This window comes from Variovorax davisae, assembly GCF_030316845.1.
In the GTDB taxonomy this organism is placed as follows: Bacteria; Pseudomonadota; Gammaproteobacteria; order Burkholderiales; family Burkholderiaceae_C; genus Variovorax; species Variovorax davisae.
Map to the genome: position 1 here is coordinate 368,504 of NZ_JASZYS010000005.1, position 18,077 is coordinate 386,580.

The window sequence follows — 18,077 nt, forward strand, 5'->3', positions numbered from 1 at the left end:
CTGGTCAGTTGGGGACAGAGCAAAAACCGCTGCGTGGTTTGTGGGTCTGTCCCGCAAGGTCTCAGAAGAACATTTTCGGCAGCCACAGTACCAGGGACGGCATGTAGGTGATGATCGCCAGGCTCACCAGCAGCGGCACCAGCCAGGGCAGGATCGCCATGGTGGTGCGCTCGAAGCTCAGGCCCGCGACCCGCGCGAGCACGAACAGCACCATCCCCATCGGCGGGTGCAGCAGCCCGATCATGAGGTTGAGCACCATCACCAGGCCGAAGTGGATCGGATCGACCCCCAGGTGGGTCGCGATCGGCAGCAGGATCGGCACCAGGATCGTGATGGCCGCGGTCGGCTCCAGGAAGCAGCCGACGAACAGCATCAGCAGGTTGGCCAGCAGCAGGAAGACCCAGGCCTGGTCGGTGAAGCCCAGCACCCAGCTGGCGATCTCGGCCGTGACGCCGGTCGCGGTCAGCATCCAGCCGAAGATCGACGCCGCGGCGACGATGAACAGCACGGTCGAAGTGGTCTCGATGGTGTCGAGGCAGACCTTGACGAACATCTTCCAGCTCAGCGTGCGGTACCAGGCGAAGCCGAGGATCATGGCCCAGACGCAGGCCGCGATCGCGCCCTCGGTGGGCGTGAACAGGCCGGTGGTCATGCCGCCGATCAGCAGCACCGGCGTCATGATCGGCAGCAGGGCCTCGAAGCGGAAGATGCGGTCGAGCACGAACAGCGCCGCCAGCCCGCCGAAGACCGTCAGCTGCGGCGGCGTGCCCAGCTGGCTGATCAACAGCCACATCAGCAGCGGCCAGCCGATCACCACCGCCAGCTCGCTCAAGGCCTTGAACAGGCGCGTGCTCGAGAACTTGACGTCGCCGCCCCATTTGTTCTTGTGGGCGTAGTAGGCCACCGTGAGCATCATCAGGATCGCCATCATGGCGCCGGGCAGGATGCCGGCGAGGAACAGCGCGCCGACCGAGACGTTGGCCATCATCCCGTAGATCACGAAGGGCAGGCTGGGCGGGATGATCGGCCCGAGCGTGGCCGAGGCGGCCGTGACGCCGACTGCGAACTCGGTCTCGTAGCCATGCTCCTGCATGGCCTTGATCTCGATCGTGCCGAGGCCGGCGGCATCGGCGATCGCGGTGCCGCTCATGCCGGCGAAGATCACCGAGCCGAGCACGTTGACGTGGCCCAGCCCGCCCTTGAGCCAGCCGACCAGCGCCAGCGCGAAGTTGTAGATGCGGGTCGTGATGCCGGCGTTGTTCATGAGGTTGCCGGCCAGGATGAAGAAGGGCACGGCCAGCAGCGGGAAGCTGTCGATGCCGCTCACCATCCGGTGGATCACGACGAAGGGCGGCAGGCCGCCCGACATCAGGATGTAGGCCAGCGAGGCGCCCGCCATCGCGATCGCCACCGGGATGCCGCCGGCCATGAAGACCAGGAAGAAGATCTTGAGCATGTTGGACGGTGGCCTCAGTGGTCGGACAGGGTGGATTCGGGGCGTTCGAGCACGCTGTAGCCGCGCCGCCAGTGGATGCGCGCGGTCTGCACCGAGCGCCAGGCCATCGCGGCGAAGCCGAACAGGCAGACGCCGTAGACGATGTTCATCGGCAGGTCGACGATGGTCATGCGCGTGCGGCTGCCGATCTTGATCATCATCTGCACCGTCATCACGACGGCGCCGACAAAGAAGGCGATGCGCACCAGGTCGACCGCCTTCGACATCCAGCGTCCCATCGCGGCCGGCATGTGGCGGTAGAAGAAGTCGACCTGGATCTGGTTGTTCTTCGAGACCCCGATCGCCGCCCCGATGAAGACCACGCCGATCAGCATGTAGCGCGCCACCTCCTCGGTCCAGGCCGCGGAATCGTTCAGCACGTAGCGCGTGACGAACTGGTAGAACACCGTGAGGCCGAGCAGCCAGAACAGCGCCAGCGCGATCCAGCCCTCGGCGATGGTGTCCGAAAGGTCGACCACTTCGTCTTCCGCGTGGAAGTGGCCCTCGTCGTCGATGATCTTCTGCTCGGTCATGGCGGCCTCACTTGATCGCGAGGATGCGGTCGTAGTCCTGCTGGCGGTAGCCCTGGTCGGTCGGCTTGGTGTTCTTGAGCACGGCCTCGCGGAACGCGGCCTTGTCGACCACGATCACGTTGTTGCCCTTCTTCTTGAACTCGTCGGCCAGGCGGGCCTCGGAGGCGATGATCTCGCGGCCGGTCTTCTCGGCCGCCTCCTGCATCACTTCAGCGAAGATCTTCTTCTCGTCCGGCGACAGCTTCTCCCAGGTCTGGCCCGAGACCACGGTCAGCAGCGAGTCGATGATGTGGCCGGTCAGCGAGATGTTCTTCTGCACTTCGAAGAACTTCTTGGCCTCAATGGTCGGCAGCGGGTTCTCCTGGGCGTCGACCGTGCCGTTCTGCAGCGCCAGGTAGACCTCGGCGAAGGCGATCGGCGTCGCGTTGGCGCCCAGCGACTTGGGGAAAGCCAGGTAGGCCGGTGCGTCGGGCACCCGGATCTTCAGGCCCTTCATGTCCTCGGGCTTGGTCACCGGCCGGGCGGCGGCCGAGGTGACGTGGCGCGCGCCGTAGTAGTTGAGCGCCGTGATGTGGTTGCCGCTCTTGTCGTCGTAGCCCTTGGCGAGTTCCTTGAAGACGTCGCTCTGGGCGTACTTCAGGAGGTGCTCGGAATCGCGGAAGATGAACGGGAAGTAGGTCACGGCCAGCGGCTTGTAGGTGTTGCCCGCGAAGCTCGCGCCGGTCAGGATGATGTCGACCGTGCCCAGGGTCAGGCCCTGGTTGATGTCCGATTCCTTGCCCAGGCTGGAGGCCGGGAAGACCTGGATCTCGTACTTGCCGTTGGTGCGCTTCTTGATCTCGTCGGCGGCCCACAGCGAGTACTTGTGGAAGGGTTCGGAGGTCTCGTAGACATGGGCCCACTTGAGCTTGGTCTGGGCCTGCGCGAGGCCGAAGGCGCCGAGCGCGCCGGCCGCGAGGGCGCAGGCGGCAAAGGTCTTGAGGGCGAGGCGTTTGCTGGTCATCGATTTGTCTCCGTGGTGGTTGGGAAGAAAAGCGGACTGACTTGGCTGGGATCAGGAGGCCTTCGCGCGCCGCCAACTCGCGCTGAATCTCTGGTGGGACTTGTCCATGTGCGCATGCATCGCCGCGCGGGCGGCGTCGGGGTCGCGCGCGGCGATCGCGTCGCGGATGGCCTCGTGCTCGGCGATCGCGCTGCGCCACGACTTCACGGTCTCGAAGTAGCCGCCGAGCCGCGTGAATATCGGTCCGTTGCGCGAATCCCAGTAGCCCTGCACGGTCTCCGACAGCACCGCGTTGCCGCAGGCTTCGACGATCGCCAGGTGGAAGGCCCGGTCGCCCGCGAGCGGCATCATGTGGCGGTCGGCCATCTCGCGCATGCTCTCGATGGCCCGGCTCAGGGCGTCGACGTCGCGCCGCCGGCCCAGCGCGGCCGCCAGGGCCGCGGTCTCGCCCTCGACCACGCGGCGGGCGCGGATCAGTTCGAGCGGGCCCCATTCGGCCGCCGCCACCGGCGCCGCCGCCCGGTGCGAGCGGTCGAGCACGTACACGCCCGAGCCGGTGCGCACCTCGACCCAGCCCTCGACTTCGAGCGCGATCAGCGCCTCGCGCACCGAAGGCCGGCTGACGCCGAGTTGCCGGGCCAGGTCGCGCTCGGCCGGCAGCCGGGCGCCGACCGCGAACTCGCCCTGGGCGATCAGCGCGCGCAGCTGGTCGGCGATCTGCCGATAGAGGCGTTGGGGCTCGACGGTTTGCAGCGGCACGTGCAGGATGCGGGGAGGGGGTTAAGGGTTGTCCTGAATTGGACAAGTGGTAAGGCCAATTCAGAATACGAGCCGCACCGGAGCCGGGCCATCGGGCGAAACCCTGAATGCGCTGCGGCCTTCGCGGCATCACCATCGCCATCAGCTTCGAGAGGACATCCCATGAGACTTCAGGGCAAGACCGCGCTCGTCACCGCGGCCGGACAGGGCATCGGCCATGCGAGCGTGCTCGCACTCGCGGCCGAGGGCGCGACGGTTTGGGCCACCGACGTCAACGAGAAACTGCTCGAGCGCTTCGACGGCGTCGCCAACGTCAGGACCGCGAAGCTCGACGTGCTCGACAAGGCCGCCATCGGCGCGCTGGTCAAGACGCTGCCGGCGCTCGACGTGCTCTTCAACTGTGCCGGCGTGGTCCACAACGGCAGCGTGCTCGATGCCGCCGACGCCGACCTCGAGTTCGCCTTCGGCCTCAATGTGCGGGCCCAGTTCTGGACCATCCAGGCGGTGCTGCCTGGCATGCTCGCGGCCGGCCGCGGCAGCATCATCAACATGGCGAGCGTCTGCTCCAGCATGAAGGGCCTGCCGAACCGCTTCGTCTACGGCACCACCAAGGCGGCGGTGCTCGGCCTCACCAAGAGCGTGGCCGCCGACTACGTCACCAAGGGGATCCGCTGCAATGCGGTCTGCCCTGGCACGGTCGACACGCCGTCGCTCGGCGACCGCATCAACGCCAATGCCGACCCCGAAGAAGCACGCAAGGCCTTCATCGCGCGCCAGCCGATGGGCCGGCTCGCGCGGGCCGAGGAGATCGCGCCGGTGGTGGTGTTCCTGGCCAGCGACGAATCGGTCTTCGCGACCGGCCAGGCCTTCACGGTCGACGGCGGCATCATGATATGAACCAGCTCGACTTCAACGGCCGCCACGCGGTCGTCACCGGCGGCGCCACCGGCCTGGGCTTGGGCATCGCCCGGCGGCTGCTGGCCTCGGGCGGCAGCGTCACGGTGTGGGACCGCGACGGCGAGGCCGCGACCAAGGCCGCCTGGGCGCTCGGCGCCAAGGCCTATGCGCTGACGGTCGATGTCACGCAGCAGCCTTCGGTGGCCAAGGCCGTGGCGGCGACGCTGGCGCAGGCCGGGCGCATCGATGCGCTGGTCAACAGCGCCGGCATCACCGGGCCCAACACGCGGCTGTGGGACTACCCGGTCGATGCCTGGCGCCAGGTCATGGAGGTCAACCTGACCGGCCTCTTCATCTGCTGCCGCGAGGTGGTCGGCCAGATGCGTTCGCAGGGCTGGGGCCGGATCGTCAACATCGCCTCGGTCGCGGGCAAGGACGGCAACCCCAACGCCAGTGCCTACAGCGCGAGCAAGGCCGGCGTGATCGCGCTCACCAAGTCGCTCGGCAAGGAACTCGCCGATACTGGCATCCGCGTCAACTGCGTCACCCCGGCGGCGGTCAAGACCGCGATCTTCGACCAGATGACGCCCGACCACATCGCCTTCATGCTGTCGAAGATCCCGATGGGGCGCTTCGGCACGGTGGAGGAGGTGGCCGCGATGGTGGCCTGGCTGTGCACCGAGGATTGCTCTTTTTCCACCGGCGCGACCTTCGATCTTTCGGGCGGTCGCTCCACCTATTGATTCAACAACAAAGGACCTTCATGAAACTCGTTCGCTATGGCAACCCCGGCAAGGAGAAGCCCGGCCTCATCGATGCCGAAGGCAAGCTGCGCGACCTGAGCGCGGTGGTCGGCGACATCGGCCCCGACCAGCTCGGCGACGCCGCGCTGGCCAAGCTGCGCAAGCTCAAGGTCGACAAGCTGCCGCTGGTCAAGGGCAAGCCGCGCTATGGCTGCCCGGTGGCCCAGGTCGGCAAGTTCATCGCCATCGGCCTCAACTACGCCGACCACGCGGCCGAGTCGGGCATGCCGATCCCCAAGGAGCCGGTGGTGTTCACCAAGGCCATCAGCTGCATCCAGGGGCCGAACGATCCCGTCATGCTGCCCAAGGGCTCGGTCAAGGGCGACTGGGAGGTCGAGCTCGGCGTGGTGATCGGCACCCGCGCGCGCTATGTCTCGCAGAAGAATGCGCTCGATTACGTGGCCGGCTTCTGCGTCATCAACGACGTCAGCGAGCGCGAATGGCAGCTCGAGCGCGGCCTGACCTGGGACAAGGGCAAGGGCTTCGACACCTTCGGCCCGATCGGCCCCTGGCTGGTCACGCGCGACGAGATCGCCAACCCGCAGAAGCTCGCGATGTGGCTCGACCTCAACGGCGAGCGCATGCAGACCGGCAACACGAAGACCATGATCTTCAACGTCGCCAGGCTGGTGAGCTACGTGAGCCAGCTCAACACGCTGGAGCCCGGCGACATCATCACCACCGGCACGCCGCCGGGCGTCGGCATGGGCAAGAAGCCGCAGCCGGTATTCCTGAAGAAGGGCGACGTGATGACCCTCGGCATCGAGGGCCTCGGTGAACAGCGCCAGGAAGTGGTGCCGTTCAAACTCTGAAACGGAAACACCCCCCGAAGCGCCTGCGGCGCCTCCCCCCTCAAGGGGGGCGATACCAGCGGCCCGGCAAAGCCGGTTCCGCGGTATCCCTGGCACTTGGCAACGCCAGTTTCATGCATCGAGAGTCGGGCGATCGCGTGGTGGTTCACTGAGATCGACGGAAGGTGGCTCAGTCCACCTTGATCCCGGCCGCCTTGACCACCTGCTGGGCCTTGGCGGTCTGGTCGGCCAGGAAGCGGTCGAAGTCCGCCGACGGCATCGTGAAGGGCTCGGCGCCGAGCTTGTCGAGCCGCTCCTTGAGGTCGGGCGCCGCCATGATCTTCGCCACCTCGGCCTGCAGCCGGTCGACCACCGGCCGCGGCGTCTTCGCCGGCGCGAACAGGCCGACCCAGAACAGGTACTCCGAGCCGGGCACGCCGGCCTCGACCGTGGTGGGCACCTGCGGCATCACGGACGAGCGCTTGCCCGTTCCGACCGCCAGCGCCTTCAGCCGCCCGTCCTTGATCAGCGGCAGCGCCGAGACCATCGGCGCGAAGAACCAGTCGACCCGCCCGCCCATCACCTCGGTCATGGCTTCGGGCGTGCCGCGGAAGGGCACGTGCTGGGCCTGCAGGCCGGCCGCGAGCCGGAACACCTCGGCGTTCATGTGGGTCGCCGAGCCGTTGCCCGCCGAGGCGTAGTTGAAGCCCGCGGGCTTGGCCTTGGCCTGCGCCACCAGGTCCTTCACGTCGGCGAAGCGACCGGGCGGGGCGACCAGCACGTTGGGCAGGCTGGCCAGCGGCGTGACGCCGGCGAAGTCCTTCAGCGTGTCGTAGCTGAGGCCCGGGTAGATCGACGGATTCACCAAGTGCCCCGCCGAATGCACCAGCAGCGTGTAGCCGTCGGGCGCCGCCTTGGCGACCTGCGCCGCGCCCAGCGTGCCGCCGGCGCCCGGCTTGTTGTCGATGATGACGCTGGTGCCGAGCGCCGGCCCCAGCCGCTCGGCCACCAGCCGGGCCACGATGTCGGTGCCGCTGCCGGCCGTGAAGGGCACCACCATCCGGATCGTCTGGCCGCGCGGCCAGTCGCCCTGCGCCTGGACGGCCGGGAAGGCGCACAGGGCGATGGCGGCCGCCAGCAGCTGGCGCCGGCCGAAGAAGGATGTCGTCATGGGTGGGTCTCCGTTGGAATGATGCGTGTGGGGAACGACGAGAAATGCGAGGGCGCTCAGCCGGGCGCCGCGTTGGCCATGACCAGCGCGACCAGCACCGGCCGCGGGCTGCGGTTCAGCAGCTGGCGCTTCTCGCCCGGCGCGAAGCGGCAGCTGTCCCAGGGGCCGAGCTCGTGCTCTTCCTGGCGGCCGTCGAGTTCGCTGACCACGGTCAGGCGCCCCTCGAGCACCAGGTAGAGCTTCTCGATGGGCGAGCCATCGAGCGTGGTGTGGCCGCCCGGCAGGATCTGGCTCATGCCCATCCACATCTGGGTCGAGGGCCCGGCCTCTTTGCCCTGCAGCCGCAGGCAGCGCATGTCGAAATGGTTGGGCGCCTCGTAGGCCGGCGCCTGCTCGAATCGGGTCAGGTGCATGGCGGCGTCTCCTCAGGGCCGCAGCACGACGCGGTCGGTGCTGCCCGACAGCACCAGCCGGTAGGCCTCCGCGGCCTGGTCGAGCGTGAAGGCGCGGGCCACCGGAAAGGGTTTCAGCGTGCCGCGCTCGAAGCCTTCGCGCATGGCGTCGAGCTGGCCGGTCGCGGCCACGCAGTCCATCGCCAGCGAGTCGATGCCGACATAGGTGTGCATGCCGCGGTAGAAGGCGAAGATGTCGAAGGACACCGCGCGGTCCTGGGTCGAGATCAGGATCTGCGTCGCCCCCTTGCCCATCGCCTTGTTGGCCGCGTCGAAGTAGGCGCTGCCCACGGTGTTGTAGGCGATGTCGACGCCGCGTCCGCCGGTGAGCTCGCGCACCCGCGCCGCGATGTCGCCCTGCGTGGCATCGAGCGTCTCGACCGCGGCGCAGGCGAAGCCCTCGAAGGGCCCCGCCCTGCGTTGCACCGCGATCACGCGGGCGCCGCCCTGGGCCGCCAGCTGCACCGCCGCCTGGCCGACCTTGCCGTTGGCGCCCAGCACCAGCACCGTCTGCCCCTGCTGCGGCATGCCGCTGCGCCGGAAGCCCTCGTAGGCGGTGACGAAGGGCACGCCGACCGCGCCCGATTCGTCCATCGAGATGCTGCGCGGACGGTCGCGCAGGGCCGCCACCGGCAGCACCAGGAAACGGGCATGCGAGCCGTCGCGGGTGATGCCGATGTCGCCGCCGGAGCCATAGACCTCGCGGCCGATCCATTCGCTGGGGCCGTCGACCACCACGCCGGCGAAGTCGCGTCCCGGGGTGCGCGGCCATGCGGCCTGCGGCATCAGCCCGAGCGCCGCCTTGACGTCGCTCGGATTGACCGCCGCGGCGCCGACCCGCACCACCGCGAAGCCGGGCTTGGCGACCGGCTCGGGCTGGGCGGCGGCATCGAGCTGCAGGGCGCCGAGGTCGGCCGCCTTCTGGGCCAGGCGCAAGGCGCGGGCGCTGTCGTTCACGGTCACGGCGTTCATGCGCGGCCTCCTTCCAGTCCCAGCGCGGCGCGCGCCTCGCGCGCCGAAGCCACCTCGCCGCCCAGGCTCTCGATGATGTCCCGGGCCTTGGCGACCAGCTGCGCGTTGCTTTCGGCCAGCACGCCCTTGCCGAGGTAGATGTTGTCTTCCATGCCGACCCGCACGTGGCCGCCCATGAGCCAGGCCTGCGCCACGATCGGGAACTCCATCCGGCCGATGCCGAAGGCGCTCCAGAAGGCGCCGCGCGGCAGCATGTTGCGGGCATAGAGCAGGGTCTCGGGCGTCGGCGCGAAGCCGTACTTCACGCCGAGGACGAAGGTCCACATCGCGGGCCCTTCGAGCGTGCCGTCGGCGATCAGGTCGAGCGCCAGGTGGATGTCGCCCGAGTCGAAGATCTCGAGCTCGGGCTTGACGCCCGCTTCGCGGATCACGCGCGCCATGCGGCGCACGTTCTTCGGCGTGTTCATGACCACGTCGGGGCCGGAGTTCATCGTGTTGAGGTCCAGCGAGCAGACGTCGGGCTTGATCAGCGCGATGTGCTCGACCCGTTTCTCGGGCGGCAGCAGCGTGCTGCCCGGCGCGGCGACCTTCGGGTCGTCCTCGCTCGGGACGAAGCGGCCGCCGGGACCGGTGGTGAGGTTGATGATGAGTTCGCGGTTCTGGCGTCGGATGCGGTCGACCACGTCGCGGTAGAGCTCGACCTGCATCGAGGGCTTGCCGGTCTCGGGATCGCGCACGTGGATGTGCACCTGGCCGGCGCCGGCCTCGGCCGCGGCCAGGCATTCGTCGGCGATCTGCGCCGGCGTGATCGGCAGGTGCGGCGTCTGCTCGGGCTTCACGAGGTTGCCCGTGACGGCGCAGGTGATCAGCGTCTTGGCGTTCACAGGTGGCGCCCTCCATCGACCACGATGCGGGTGCCGGTCACGAAGCGCAGCGTGGTCGCCAGGGCCTCGACGGTGGCGGCGACGTCTTCGGGCAGGCCGATGCGTCCGAGCGGCGTGGTGGCGGCCATGCGGGCGGCGAATTCGCCGCCGCGGCCGGGCACGAAGCCGGAGTCGACCGCGCCCGGCGAGACCGAGACCACGCGCACCGCCGGTGCCAGGGCCTTGGCCAGCGCATCGCCGACGACGTCGAGCCCGGCCTTGGCCGCGACATAGGCCAGGTTGCTGCCGACCCCGGTGAAGCCGGCGATCGACGAGACGTTGACCACCAGGCCATCGCCGCTGGCCTTGAGCATCGGCGCGAAGGCCCGGATGGTGGCGAACACGCCGCGGAAGTTGGCGCGCAGCAGGTCGTCGATCAGCTCGTCGGTCAGGGCATCGAGGTCGGTGGCAGGCACCGGCTGGGTGTGGCCGGCGCTGTTGACCAGGATGTCGCAGCGGCCGTAGCCCGCCTGCACGGCGGCGGCGGCGCGCTGCAGGCTGGGCGTGTCGACGATGTCGGCGCGCAGCGCCGAATGGCGCTGGCCCTCGGCCTGCGGCAAGGCCGCGGCGCGGGCGTCGGCGTCATCGCCCTTGCGGTGCAGCAGCACGCAGCTGGCGCCGAGCGCGGCGAGCCGGCGTGCGCTCGCGTAGCCGATGGCGCCGAGGCCGCCGGTGATGACGGCGACCTTGCCGTCGAGTCGGGAAGTGGGTTCAAAGCTCATGGGATTCCAAGGTTGAAAGATTCGGTCGTTCGAGGTGTTCACGGAATCGGCGGGCGCGGGAACTTCATCTCGCCGGGCTCGAGCACGAAGTCGTACTGCAGCGTCGCGTGGCCGCCGGCCTGCTGGGGTTCGAAGCGGCCGATCAGCTGGCGCGTGACGCCGAACACCGGGTCGCTCTCGAGGTTCTCGTCGTCGTCCGCGAAGACCTGGGTGACGAGCACCTTGTGGCCCGGCTTGCTGACCATGAAGTGCAGGTGCGCCGGCCGGTTGGGATGCCGCAGTTGGGCCCGCAGCAGGTCGCCGCAGGGGCCGTCGGTCGGCACCGGGTAGCCGGCCGGCCGCACGCTGCGGAAATGGAAGCGGCCCTCGGCATCGGTCTTGAAGCGGCCGCGCAGGTTCATGTCCTGCTGCGCCGGGTCCTGGTTCTCGTAGAGGCCGACCGGCGAGGCCTGCCAGACGTCGAGGATGGCGTCCGCCACCGGCCGGCCGGCGCCGTCGCGCACGGTGCCGGCGACCTCCAGCGGCACGCCCGGCGTCTCCGAGCGCGCGATGTTCTCGCCGCCGTCGCAGAGCGGCGCGTTGGCGCGCCAGAACGGGCCCAGCAGCGCGGCCGGCGACTCGCCCTGCGGGTCCTGGTTGTTCTGCAGCGCCACCAGGGTGGAGACGCCCAGCAGGTCGGCCGCCAGCACCACCTCGTTCTTGGTCTCGCCGCTGGCCTGGCCGATCGCGACCAGGAATTCGAGCGCGCGCTCGAATTCGTCCTCGCTGAGTTCGACCTCGCGCACGAAGGCGTGCAGGTGGCGGGTCAGGGCGGCCATCACGCTGCGCAGGCGCGGGTCGGGCGTGCGCTCCATCGCCTGGAGGGCGATCTGGAGCACCGATTCGGGGGTGGTCACGATGTTCATGGGGTGGTGGGCCTTTTATGCAAACGTTTGCAAATTATTCCCCGATTTCTCCGGAAAGTAAAATCCGCATATCCATGCGCTCATCGTGGAAAATGGCAGAACCGTCCCGAATTGCGCCTTCAATCGTTTGCACTCATGAACCCTCAACCCTCGTCCACCGTCACCATCCGCGACGTCGCGCAGGCCGCCGGCGTGCATGTCTCGACGGTCTCGCGCGCGCTCAATCCGGACAAGCGCAGCCTGATCAGCGCCGAGGTGCTGAAGGTGGTCGAGGAGGCCGCGCGCAAGCTCGGCTACCGGCCCAACCGGGCGGCGTCGGCGCTGCGCACCGGCCGCACTCACACCATCGGGGTGCTGGTGCCCGACATCACCAACCCGGTGTTCCCGCCGATCCTGCAGGGCATCGAGGCCAGCGCGGCGGCGCGCGGCTACTTCGTCTTCGTGACCAACGTGGTCGACCACGCGCTGGCGCGGCCGATCGTCGAGCGGATGCTGGCGCAGCGGGTCGACGGGCTGGTGCTGGCGATCGCCACCCGCGACGACCCGCTGGTCGACTACATCGGCAAGGCCGGCCTGCAGGCGGTGCTGGTCAACCGGGCCGACGAGACCGGGCGCCTGCCCGCCGTGGTGAGCGACGACCGGCTGGCGATGAAGCTGGCGGTCGATCACCTGGTGTCGCTGGGCCATCGCCGCATCGCCCACCTGGCCGGCCCGCAGAACGTGCCGACCGGCGTCGGCCGGCGCCAGGGCGTCGAGCAGGCGCTGCGCGACCGCGGGCTGGAACTGGCCAGCGTCGAGGAATGCGAGGGCTACAGCCGCGAGGCCGGCCGCGCCGCCATGCAGCGGCTGCTCGATGGCCACGAACGGCCGCAGGCCGTGGTGTGCTGCAACGACCTGGTGGCGCTCGGGGCCTATGACGTGCTGCGTGAGCGCGGCCTGCGCGTGCCGCAGGACATCTCGATCACCGGCCACAACGACATGCCGCTGGTCGACATGGTCAACCCGCCGCTCACCACGATCCGGCTGCCGCACCGCGAGCTCGGCTGGCGCGCGGCCGAGATGCTGTTCGACGGCATCGAGGGCCGGGCGCCGTCGGCCTTCACGGTGGTGCTGCGGCCCGAGCTGGTGGTGCGCGAGTCGACGCGGGACGTTGCCGGCGAGTCCTGAGCGGCACGGACGCGTCCCAGCGCGGTATCAAATGTCCCATTGACAGAACAATAGAAGTGCCCAACCATCGCGGGCATGTCGCAGATGCCCTTGCCGAAGTACCACCAGATCTATCTGGTGCTGCGCGAGCAACTCGAGGAAGGGCGTTTCGCCGACGGCCTGCCCGGTGAACTGGCCCTGATGGCGCAGTTCGGCGTCGCCCGTGTCACGGTGCGGCGGGCCCTTGGCCAGCTGTCCTCCGAGGGCCTGATCTCGCGCAACCCCGGCCGGCGCACGCGCCCGGTGGCGCCGGCGGCGAGCGCGGAGCCGCGCGCGGCCGACGGCATGGCGCGCGCCAACCTGCGCGGCCTGCTCGAGAACCTGGTCACGATGGGCCTGCACACTTCGGTCAAGGTGATCGACGTGGCGACCATCAACGCCTCGACCCAGGTCGCCGAGGCGCTGCAGCTGCAGCTCGGTGACGCGGTGCAGAAGGCGGTGCGGGTGCGCTCGACGCGCGAGGGGCCGCTGTCGCACATCACGACCTACGTGCCGAACGACATCGCGCGCAAGTTCGGCCGCCGCGAACTGGCGAAGAAGCCGATCCTGGTGCTGCTCGAGGAGTCCGGCGTCAAGGTCGGCCGCGCGCACCAGACCATCACGGCGCGGCTGGCCGACAACGTGCTCGCGGAGCACCTCGAAGTCTCGGTCGGCTCGGCCCTGCTGGCCGTGCGCCGCCTCATCTACGACGAAGCCGAACGCCCGGTGCAGTGGCTGCACGGCTTCTACCGGCCCGATCGCTACACCTACGAGATGCAACTGTCGCGCGTCGGCAGCATCGACGCCAAGGTGTGGGTCAGCAAAGACGTGTCAGCCCAGTTCAACTGAAGAAAAAGGAAAGCACCATGCCCCATCGCTTCGATCGCCCGGACCGCCGCCGCTTCATGTCGCAATCCGCCGCCGTGGCCTCCGCCATCGCCTTCCCGCTGGTGGCCGGCGCCCAGCCCAAGCCGATCAAGGTCGGGGTGCTCCATCCCGTGACCGGCGCACTCGCCTATTCGGGCCAGCAGTGCCGGCTCGGTGCGCTGATGGCGATCGAGGACATCAACAAGGCCGGCGGCATCAAGTCGCTGGGCGGCGCCAAGCTCGAGGCCCTGCTCGGCGACGCCCAGTCGCAGCCGCAGGCCGGCGCCGCCGAGGTCGAGAAGATGAACGAGGCCGGCGTGTCGGCCATCGTCGGCGCCTTCGCGTCGGCGATCTGCCTGGCCACCACGCAGGCCGCCGCCAAGTACAACCTGCCGCACGTGGTCGATGTCGGCGTGGCCGACCAGATCGTCGAGCGCGGCCTCAAGAACACCTTCCGCTTCGGCCCCGGCTACAAGAAGTCGACCGAGGTCGCGATGGCCAACCTGCTGGTGCTCAACAAGGCCGCGGGCAATCCGGCCAAGACGGTGATGATCGTCCACGAGGACTCGCTGTTCGGCTCCGGCACGGCGGCGCTGCTGTCGCGCGAGCTGCCGGGCTACGGCTTCGAGGTGAAGGAGGTCGTGAAGCACGCCAATCCGACGCGCGACTTCAACAACATCGTGCTGCGCATGAAGTCGATCAACCCCGACATCGTGATCCCGGCCAACTACTACAACGAGTACGCGCTGCTGGTGCGCACCATGCAGCAGCAGAAGGTGCAGCCGAAGGCGATCTTCTCGGTGCTGGGCGGGGCGGCGTCGAGCTACAAGTTCGTCAAGGAGTTCCCGGACGCGGCCAACGGCATCATCGACTGCAACCACTGGTTCAACCCGAAGGACAAGCGCTCGGCCGAGCTGCGAAAGCGGGTCGAGGCGCAGGGCCAGTTCTTCAGCTACGAGGTCTTCATGACCTACACCGCGATGACGCTGCTGGCCGATGCGCTGGAGCGCGCCAAATCGAGCGAGCGTGCGGCCATCATCGACGCGCTGGAGAAGAGCGCCTTCGCGAACCACATCATGCCGTACGGCCCGACGAAGTTCGTCAACGGCCAGAACGAGGGCGCGCAGCCGCTGATGACGCAGGTCGTGAAGAACGACATCAAGGTGATCATTCCGCGCGAGTTCCGCGAGGTCGAGCCGATGTTCCCGCTCAACGCCTGATCCGGCGAACACGTCGCCCGGCCGCGCCCCGCGGTGCGGGCGGCCCCACCGATACCGCCCATGTTCGACCCCAGCATCCTTTTCTCGTCGGTCCTGAACGGCCTGACGACCGGCGCGGTCTATGCCTTGATCGCGCTCGGGCTCACGCTGATCTACGGCGTGCTGCACATCATCAATTTCGCCCACGGCGCCTCGCTGATGCTGGCCTTGTATGCGGTGTACTTCCTCAAGGAGCGCTGGGGCATCGACCCCTACCTCGCGTTGCCGATCGTCATCCCCGGGATGTTCGCGCTCGGCTACGGGCTGCAGCGCCTGGTCATCAACCGCGCCGGCCACGGCAAGGACGAGAACATCCTGCTGGTCACGCTCGGCATCGCGATCGTGATGGAGAACCTGGCGCTGCTGTTCTTCAAGTCGGACACCCGCAACATCGACACCGCCTACGCGCTCAGCACGGTGGCCATCGGGCCGGCGATGATCGCGGTGCCCAAGCTGGTGGCCTTCGCCGGGGCGCTGGTGGTGTCGGCGCTGCTGTTCTGGGTCATGGGCCGCACCGACCTGGGCCGGGCGATCCGCGCGGTCGCCAAGGAGAAGGAGGGCGCCAAGCTGATGGGCATCGACGTCGACCATGTCTATGCGATGAGCTTCGGCATCGGCCTGGCCTGCCTCGGCGCCGCCGCCTGCTTCCTGCTGCCGGCCTACTACGTCAACCCGCAGGTCGGCGGCGGCTTCGTGCTGGTGGCCTTCACGATCGTGGTGCTGGGCGGCATGGGCAGTTTCGTCGGCGCGCTGATCGGCGGCTTCCTGGTCGGCATCGTCGAATCGCTCGGCGGCCTGTACCTGGGCGAGTCGCTGGGGCAGATCGGCATCTTCGCGATCTTCATCGGGGTCGTGCTGTTCCGCCCGCAGGGCATGTTCGGAGCGAAGGCATGAGCGGTCCTCGTCAACTGCTGGCCATCGCGCTGTTCGCCCTGCTGGTGGCCTGCGTGCCGCTGGCCACTTCCTCGGGCGCGACGCTCAACTTCGTGATGATGGCGCTCTACGCCACGCTGATCGCGCAGGCCTGGAACATCCTCGGCGGCTTCGGCGGCCAGTTCTCCTTCGGCCATGCGCTGTTCTTCGGCAGCGGCGCTTACATCCAGGCGATCGCGCAGCTGCAGGGCGGCCTCAACGCCTGGGTTGCACTCGGGCTGGCGGTGGTCGGTGCCGCGCTCGTCGGGCTGTTCATTGGCGGCTTGAGCTTTCGCTACGGGCTCAAGGGCTCCTACTTCGCACTGGTCACGCTGGCCTTCGCCGAGGTCTTTCGCATCGTCGCGCTCTCGGTGCCGTTCACCGGCGGCGGCGTCGGGCTGATGCTGCCCCTGCGCGAAGCGCCGTCGAACCTGCAGTTCGCGTCGCGTGCCGGCTACCTGTGGGTGGTGCTGGCCTTCGTGGTCGCGGCGCTGCTGGTCACCTGGTGGCTTCGCAACGGCCGCTTCGGCGCCTGGCTGCAGGCAGTGCGCGACAACGAGGACGCGGCGCGCGCGGTGGGCGTGAACCCGTTTCGCGTCAAGCTTGGCGCGATCGGCCTCTCGGCCGCCTTCATGGGCGCGGCCGGCGCCTTCTACGTGCAGGTCTTCCAGTACATCGACCCGGGCATCGCCTACGGCTCGGCGACCTCGGTCGAGGCGCTGGTCGGCGCCATCGTCGGCGGCGTCGGCACCCTGTGGGGGCCGGTGCTGGGCGCGGTGGTGCTGCATCTGCTGGCCGACCTCACGCGCAACCTGTTCGGCGAGCTGCCGGGCATCAACATGGTGATCTACGGCACGGTGCTGGTGCTGATCGTGATCTTCCTGCCGCGCGGCATCGCCGGCGTGGGGCTCTCGGTGCGCCAGCTCTGGGCTGCCGCGAAGGGAGGTCCCCGTGGCTGAACCGCTGCTGGTGCTGAATGGCATCTCCCGTTCCTTCGGCGGCCTGAAGGCGGTGCAGGGCGTGAGCCTGTCCGTGGCCGAAGGCAGCCTGAGCGCGCTGATCGGCCCCAACGGCGCCGGCAAGACCACGCTGTTCGCGCTGATGTCGGGCTTCCTCAAGCCGGACACCGGCACGGTGCGCTTCGCGGGCCAGGACATCACGGGCCGCGAGCCGCACCGCAACGCCCTGCTGGGCATGACGCGCACCTTCCAGATCGTGAAGCCCTTCGCGGCCCAGACGGTGCGCGAGAACATCGCGGTCGGCGTGCACCTGCACGAGCGCAGCCGTGGCGCGGCGCTGCGTCGCGCGGATGAGGTGGCGCAGCGCGTGGGCCTGGCGGCGCAGCTCGACAAGCCGGCTTCCGACCTCACGGTCGCTGGCCGCAAGCGGCTCGAACTGGCACGCGCGCTGGCGACCCAGCCGCGCCTGCTGCTGCTCGACGAAGTGCTGGCCGGCCTCAACCCGCAGGAGATCGCCGAGATGATGCCGGTGGTGCGCGGCATCGCCGACGGCGGCGTCACCGTGCTGATGATCGAGCACGTGATGCAGGCCGTGATGAATCTGGCCGAGCACGTGTGGGTGCTGGCGCAGGGCCAGCTGATCGCCGAGGGCAGTCCGGCCGAGGTGACCTCGAACGACAAGGTGGTGGAGGCCTACCTGGGCCACGGCACCGCGGCGCGGCTGCGCAAGGCGGCTGCGGCGAAGGAGGCCAAGGCATGACCGCATTGCTGGACATCCAGGGCCTGCGCGGCGGCTACGGCCGGGTCGAGGTGCTGCGCGGCGTCGACCTGCAGGTGAAGGCCGGCGAGATGGTCGCGCTGCTCGGCAGCAACGGCGCCGGGAAGTCGACCTTGAACAAGATGGTCTGCGGCCTGTGCCCGGCCTGGAGCGGCAGCGTCCGCTTCGACGGCAAGGATTTGAGCGGCGCCCACTACCGCGAGGTCGTCAAGGCCGGCCTGATCCAGGTGCCCGAAGGCCGCAAGGTGTTCCCCAACCTCAGCGTGCTGGAGAACCTCGAGCTCGGCTCCTTCACGCGGGCCCGCGAACGCCGGGCCGCCAACCTGGAGAAGGTGTTCGGCATCTTCCCCCGGCTGCGCGAGCGCATCCGGCAGAACGCCGGCACCATGAGCGGCGGCGAGCAGCAGATGCTGGCCATCGGCCGCGGCCTGATGGCAGAGCCCGTGCTGCTGATCCTCGACGAGCCCTCGCTCGGCCTGTCGCCGCTGCTGGTCGAGGAGATGTTCACGCTGATCCGGCAGCTGCGCGACGGCGGCCTCGCCGTGCTGCTGGTCGAGCAGAACGTCGGCCAGTCGCTGGAGATCGCCGACCGCGCCTACGTGCTGGAGAACGGCAGCGTGCGCTTCTCGGGCGCGCCGGACGAACTGCTCGGCAGCGACGACCTGCGCCGCGCCTACCTCGGGCTCTGAGC

The 18,077-nt window shown here is 69.0% G+C and carries 20 protein-coding genes; 10 read left to right on the forward strand and 10 right to left on the reverse strand.

Features of this window, described 5'->3' with window-relative positions:
- Positions 1–61 precede the first annotated feature (61 nt).
- From QTI33_RS14555 to QTI33_RS14570, 4 genes are read right to left on the reverse strand one after another with little or no spacing between them, the layout of a single operon-like run.
- A complete protein-coding gene (locus QTI33_RS14555; protein WP_286506753.1) occupies positions 62–1,456 on the reverse strand; it encodes a TRAP transporter large permease in 1,395 nt (464 codons plus the stop codon).
- Between the two features lie 14 nt (positions 1,457–1,470).
- Positions 1,471–2,028 carry a TRAP transporter small permease gene (locus QTI33_RS14560; RefSeq protein ID WP_286506754.1) on the reverse strand — a complete coding sequence of 186 codons (558 nt, stop codon included), beginning with the start codon at positions 2,026–2,028 and terminating at the stop codon, positions 1,471–1,473.
- A gap of 7 nt (positions 2,029–2,035) precedes the next feature.
- Entirely contained in the window at positions 2,036–3,031 is a 996-nt protein-coding gene (locus QTI33_RS14565; protein ID WP_286506755.1) for a sialic acid TRAP transporter substrate-binding protein SiaP, read from the reverse strand.
- 51 nt (positions 3,032–3,082) lie between these two features.
- Positions 3,083–3,790, reverse strand: a complete 708-nt coding sequence (locus tag QTI33_RS14570) for a FadR/GntR family transcriptional regulator (RefSeq protein ID WP_286506756.1) — start codon at positions 3,788–3,790, stop codon at positions 3,083–3,085.
- A 162-nt stretch (positions 3,791–3,952) separates the two neighbouring features.
- Here QTI33_RS14570 and QTI33_RS14575 point away from each other — a divergent pair, with 162 nt between their 5' ends.
- The 3 genes from QTI33_RS14575 to QTI33_RS14585 are packed head-to-tail and all read left to right on the forward strand — an operon-like array spanning position 3,953 to position 6,302.
- Positions 3,953–4,687 carry an SDR family oxidoreductase gene (locus QTI33_RS14575; RefSeq protein WP_286506757.1) on the forward strand — a complete coding sequence of 245 codons (735 nt, stop codon included), beginning with the start codon at positions 3,953–3,955 and terminating at the stop codon, positions 4,685–4,687.
- Positions 4,684–5,430, forward strand: coding sequence for an SDR family NAD(P)-dependent oxidoreductase (locus tag QTI33_RS14580; protein WP_286506758.1), 747 nt, complete (start codon positions 4,684–4,686; stop codon positions 5,428–5,430). Before QTI33_RS14575 ends, QTI33_RS14580 begins: the two co-directional genes overlap by 4 nt.
- A 20-nt stretch (positions 5,431–5,450) precedes the next feature.
- A complete protein-coding gene (locus QTI33_RS14585) occupies positions 5,451–6,302 on the forward strand; it encodes a fumarylacetoacetate hydrolase family protein (RefSeq protein WP_286506759.1) in 852 nt (283 codons plus the stop codon).
- Positions 6,303–6,471: 169 nt separating this feature from the next.
- On the opposite strand, the gene QTI33_RS14590 is transcribed toward QTI33_RS14585, so the two are convergent.
- From QTI33_RS14590 to QTI33_RS14615, 6 genes are read right to left on the reverse strand one after another with little or no spacing between them, the layout of a single operon-like run.
- Positions 6,472–7,452, reverse strand: a complete 981-nt coding sequence (locus tag QTI33_RS14590; protein ID WP_286506760.1) for a tripartite tricarboxylate transporter substrate binding protein — start codon at positions 7,450–7,452, stop codon at positions 6,472–6,474.
- 56 nt (positions 7,453–7,508) lie between these two features.
- Positions 7,509–7,865 carry a cupin domain-containing protein gene (locus tag QTI33_RS14595; RefSeq protein ID WP_286506762.1) on the reverse strand — a complete coding sequence of 119 codons (357 nt, stop codon included), beginning with the start codon at positions 7,863–7,865 and terminating at the stop codon, positions 7,509–7,511.
- A 12-nt stretch (positions 7,866–7,877) separates the two neighbouring features.
- Positions 7,878–8,876: a quinone oxidoreductase family protein gene (locus tag QTI33_RS14600; RefSeq protein ID WP_286506763.1), complete on the reverse strand. Its 999-nt coding sequence runs from the start codon at positions 8,874–8,876 to the stop codon at positions 7,878–7,880.
- Entirely contained in the window at positions 8,873–9,760 is an 888-nt protein-coding gene (locus QTI33_RS14605) for a beta-keto acid cleavage family enzyme (protein ID WP_286506764.1), read from the reverse strand. Before QTI33_RS14605 ends, QTI33_RS14600 begins: the two co-directional genes overlap by 4 nt.
- On the reverse strand, positions 9,757–10,521 hold the full coding sequence (locus QTI33_RS14610; protein WP_286506765.1) for an SDR family NAD(P)-dependent oxidoreductase: 765 nt from the start codon (positions 10,519–10,521) through the stop codon (positions 9,757–9,759). Before QTI33_RS14610 ends, QTI33_RS14605 begins: the two co-directional genes overlap by 4 nt.
- A 38-nt stretch (positions 10,522–10,559) precedes the next feature.
- Positions 10,560–11,426 (reverse strand): dioxygenase family protein, encoded by an 867-nt coding sequence (locus QTI33_RS14615; RefSeq protein WP_286506767.1) that lies wholly within the window; start codon positions 11,424–11,426, stop codon positions 10,560–10,562.
- 135 nt (positions 11,427–11,561) lie between these two features.
- Between QTI33_RS14615 and QTI33_RS14620 the strand changes: the two genes are divergently transcribed.
- From QTI33_RS14620 to QTI33_RS14650, 7 genes are all read left to right on the forward strand, one after another.
- A complete protein-coding gene (locus QTI33_RS14620) occupies positions 11,562–12,593 on the forward strand; it encodes a LacI family DNA-binding transcriptional regulator (RefSeq protein ID WP_286506768.1) in 1,032 nt (343 codons plus the stop codon).
- An 84-nt stretch (positions 12,594–12,677) separates the two neighbouring features.
- Positions 12,678–13,460 carry a GntR family transcriptional regulator gene (locus QTI33_RS14625; protein WP_286506854.1) on the forward strand — a complete coding sequence of 261 codons (783 nt, stop codon included), beginning with the start codon at positions 12,678–12,680 and terminating at the stop codon, positions 13,458–13,460.
- A 17-nt stretch (positions 13,461–13,477) separates the two neighbouring features.
- Positions 13,478–14,698, forward strand: a complete 1,221-nt coding sequence (locus QTI33_RS14630; RefSeq protein ID WP_286506769.1) for an ABC transporter substrate-binding protein — start codon at positions 13,478–13,480, stop codon at positions 14,696–14,698.
- A gap of 60 nt (positions 14,699–14,758) precedes the next feature.
- Positions 14,759–15,631 (forward strand): branched-chain amino acid ABC transporter permease, encoded by an 873-nt coding sequence (locus QTI33_RS14635; protein WP_286506771.1) that lies wholly within the window; start codon positions 14,759–14,761, stop codon positions 15,629–15,631.
- Complete coding sequence (locus QTI33_RS14640) at positions 15,628–16,608, forward strand: branched-chain amino acid ABC transporter permease (RefSeq protein WP_286506772.1); 981 nt, start codon at positions 15,628–15,630, stop codon at positions 16,606–16,608. Before QTI33_RS14635 ends, QTI33_RS14640 begins: the two co-directional genes overlap by 4 nt.
- Positions 16,601–17,368 (forward strand): ABC transporter ATP-binding protein, encoded by a 768-nt coding sequence (locus QTI33_RS14645; protein WP_286506774.1) that lies wholly within the window; start codon positions 16,601–16,603, stop codon positions 17,366–17,368. The genes QTI33_RS14640 and QTI33_RS14645 overlap by 8 nt, the downstream gene beginning before the upstream one ends.
- Positions 17,365–18,075: an ABC transporter ATP-binding protein gene (locus QTI33_RS14650; protein WP_286506776.1), complete on the forward strand. Its 711-nt coding sequence runs from the start codon at positions 17,365–17,367 to the stop codon at positions 18,073–18,075. Before QTI33_RS14645 ends, QTI33_RS14650 begins: the two co-directional genes overlap by 4 nt.
- Positions 18,076–18,077: the final 2 nt, after the last annotated feature.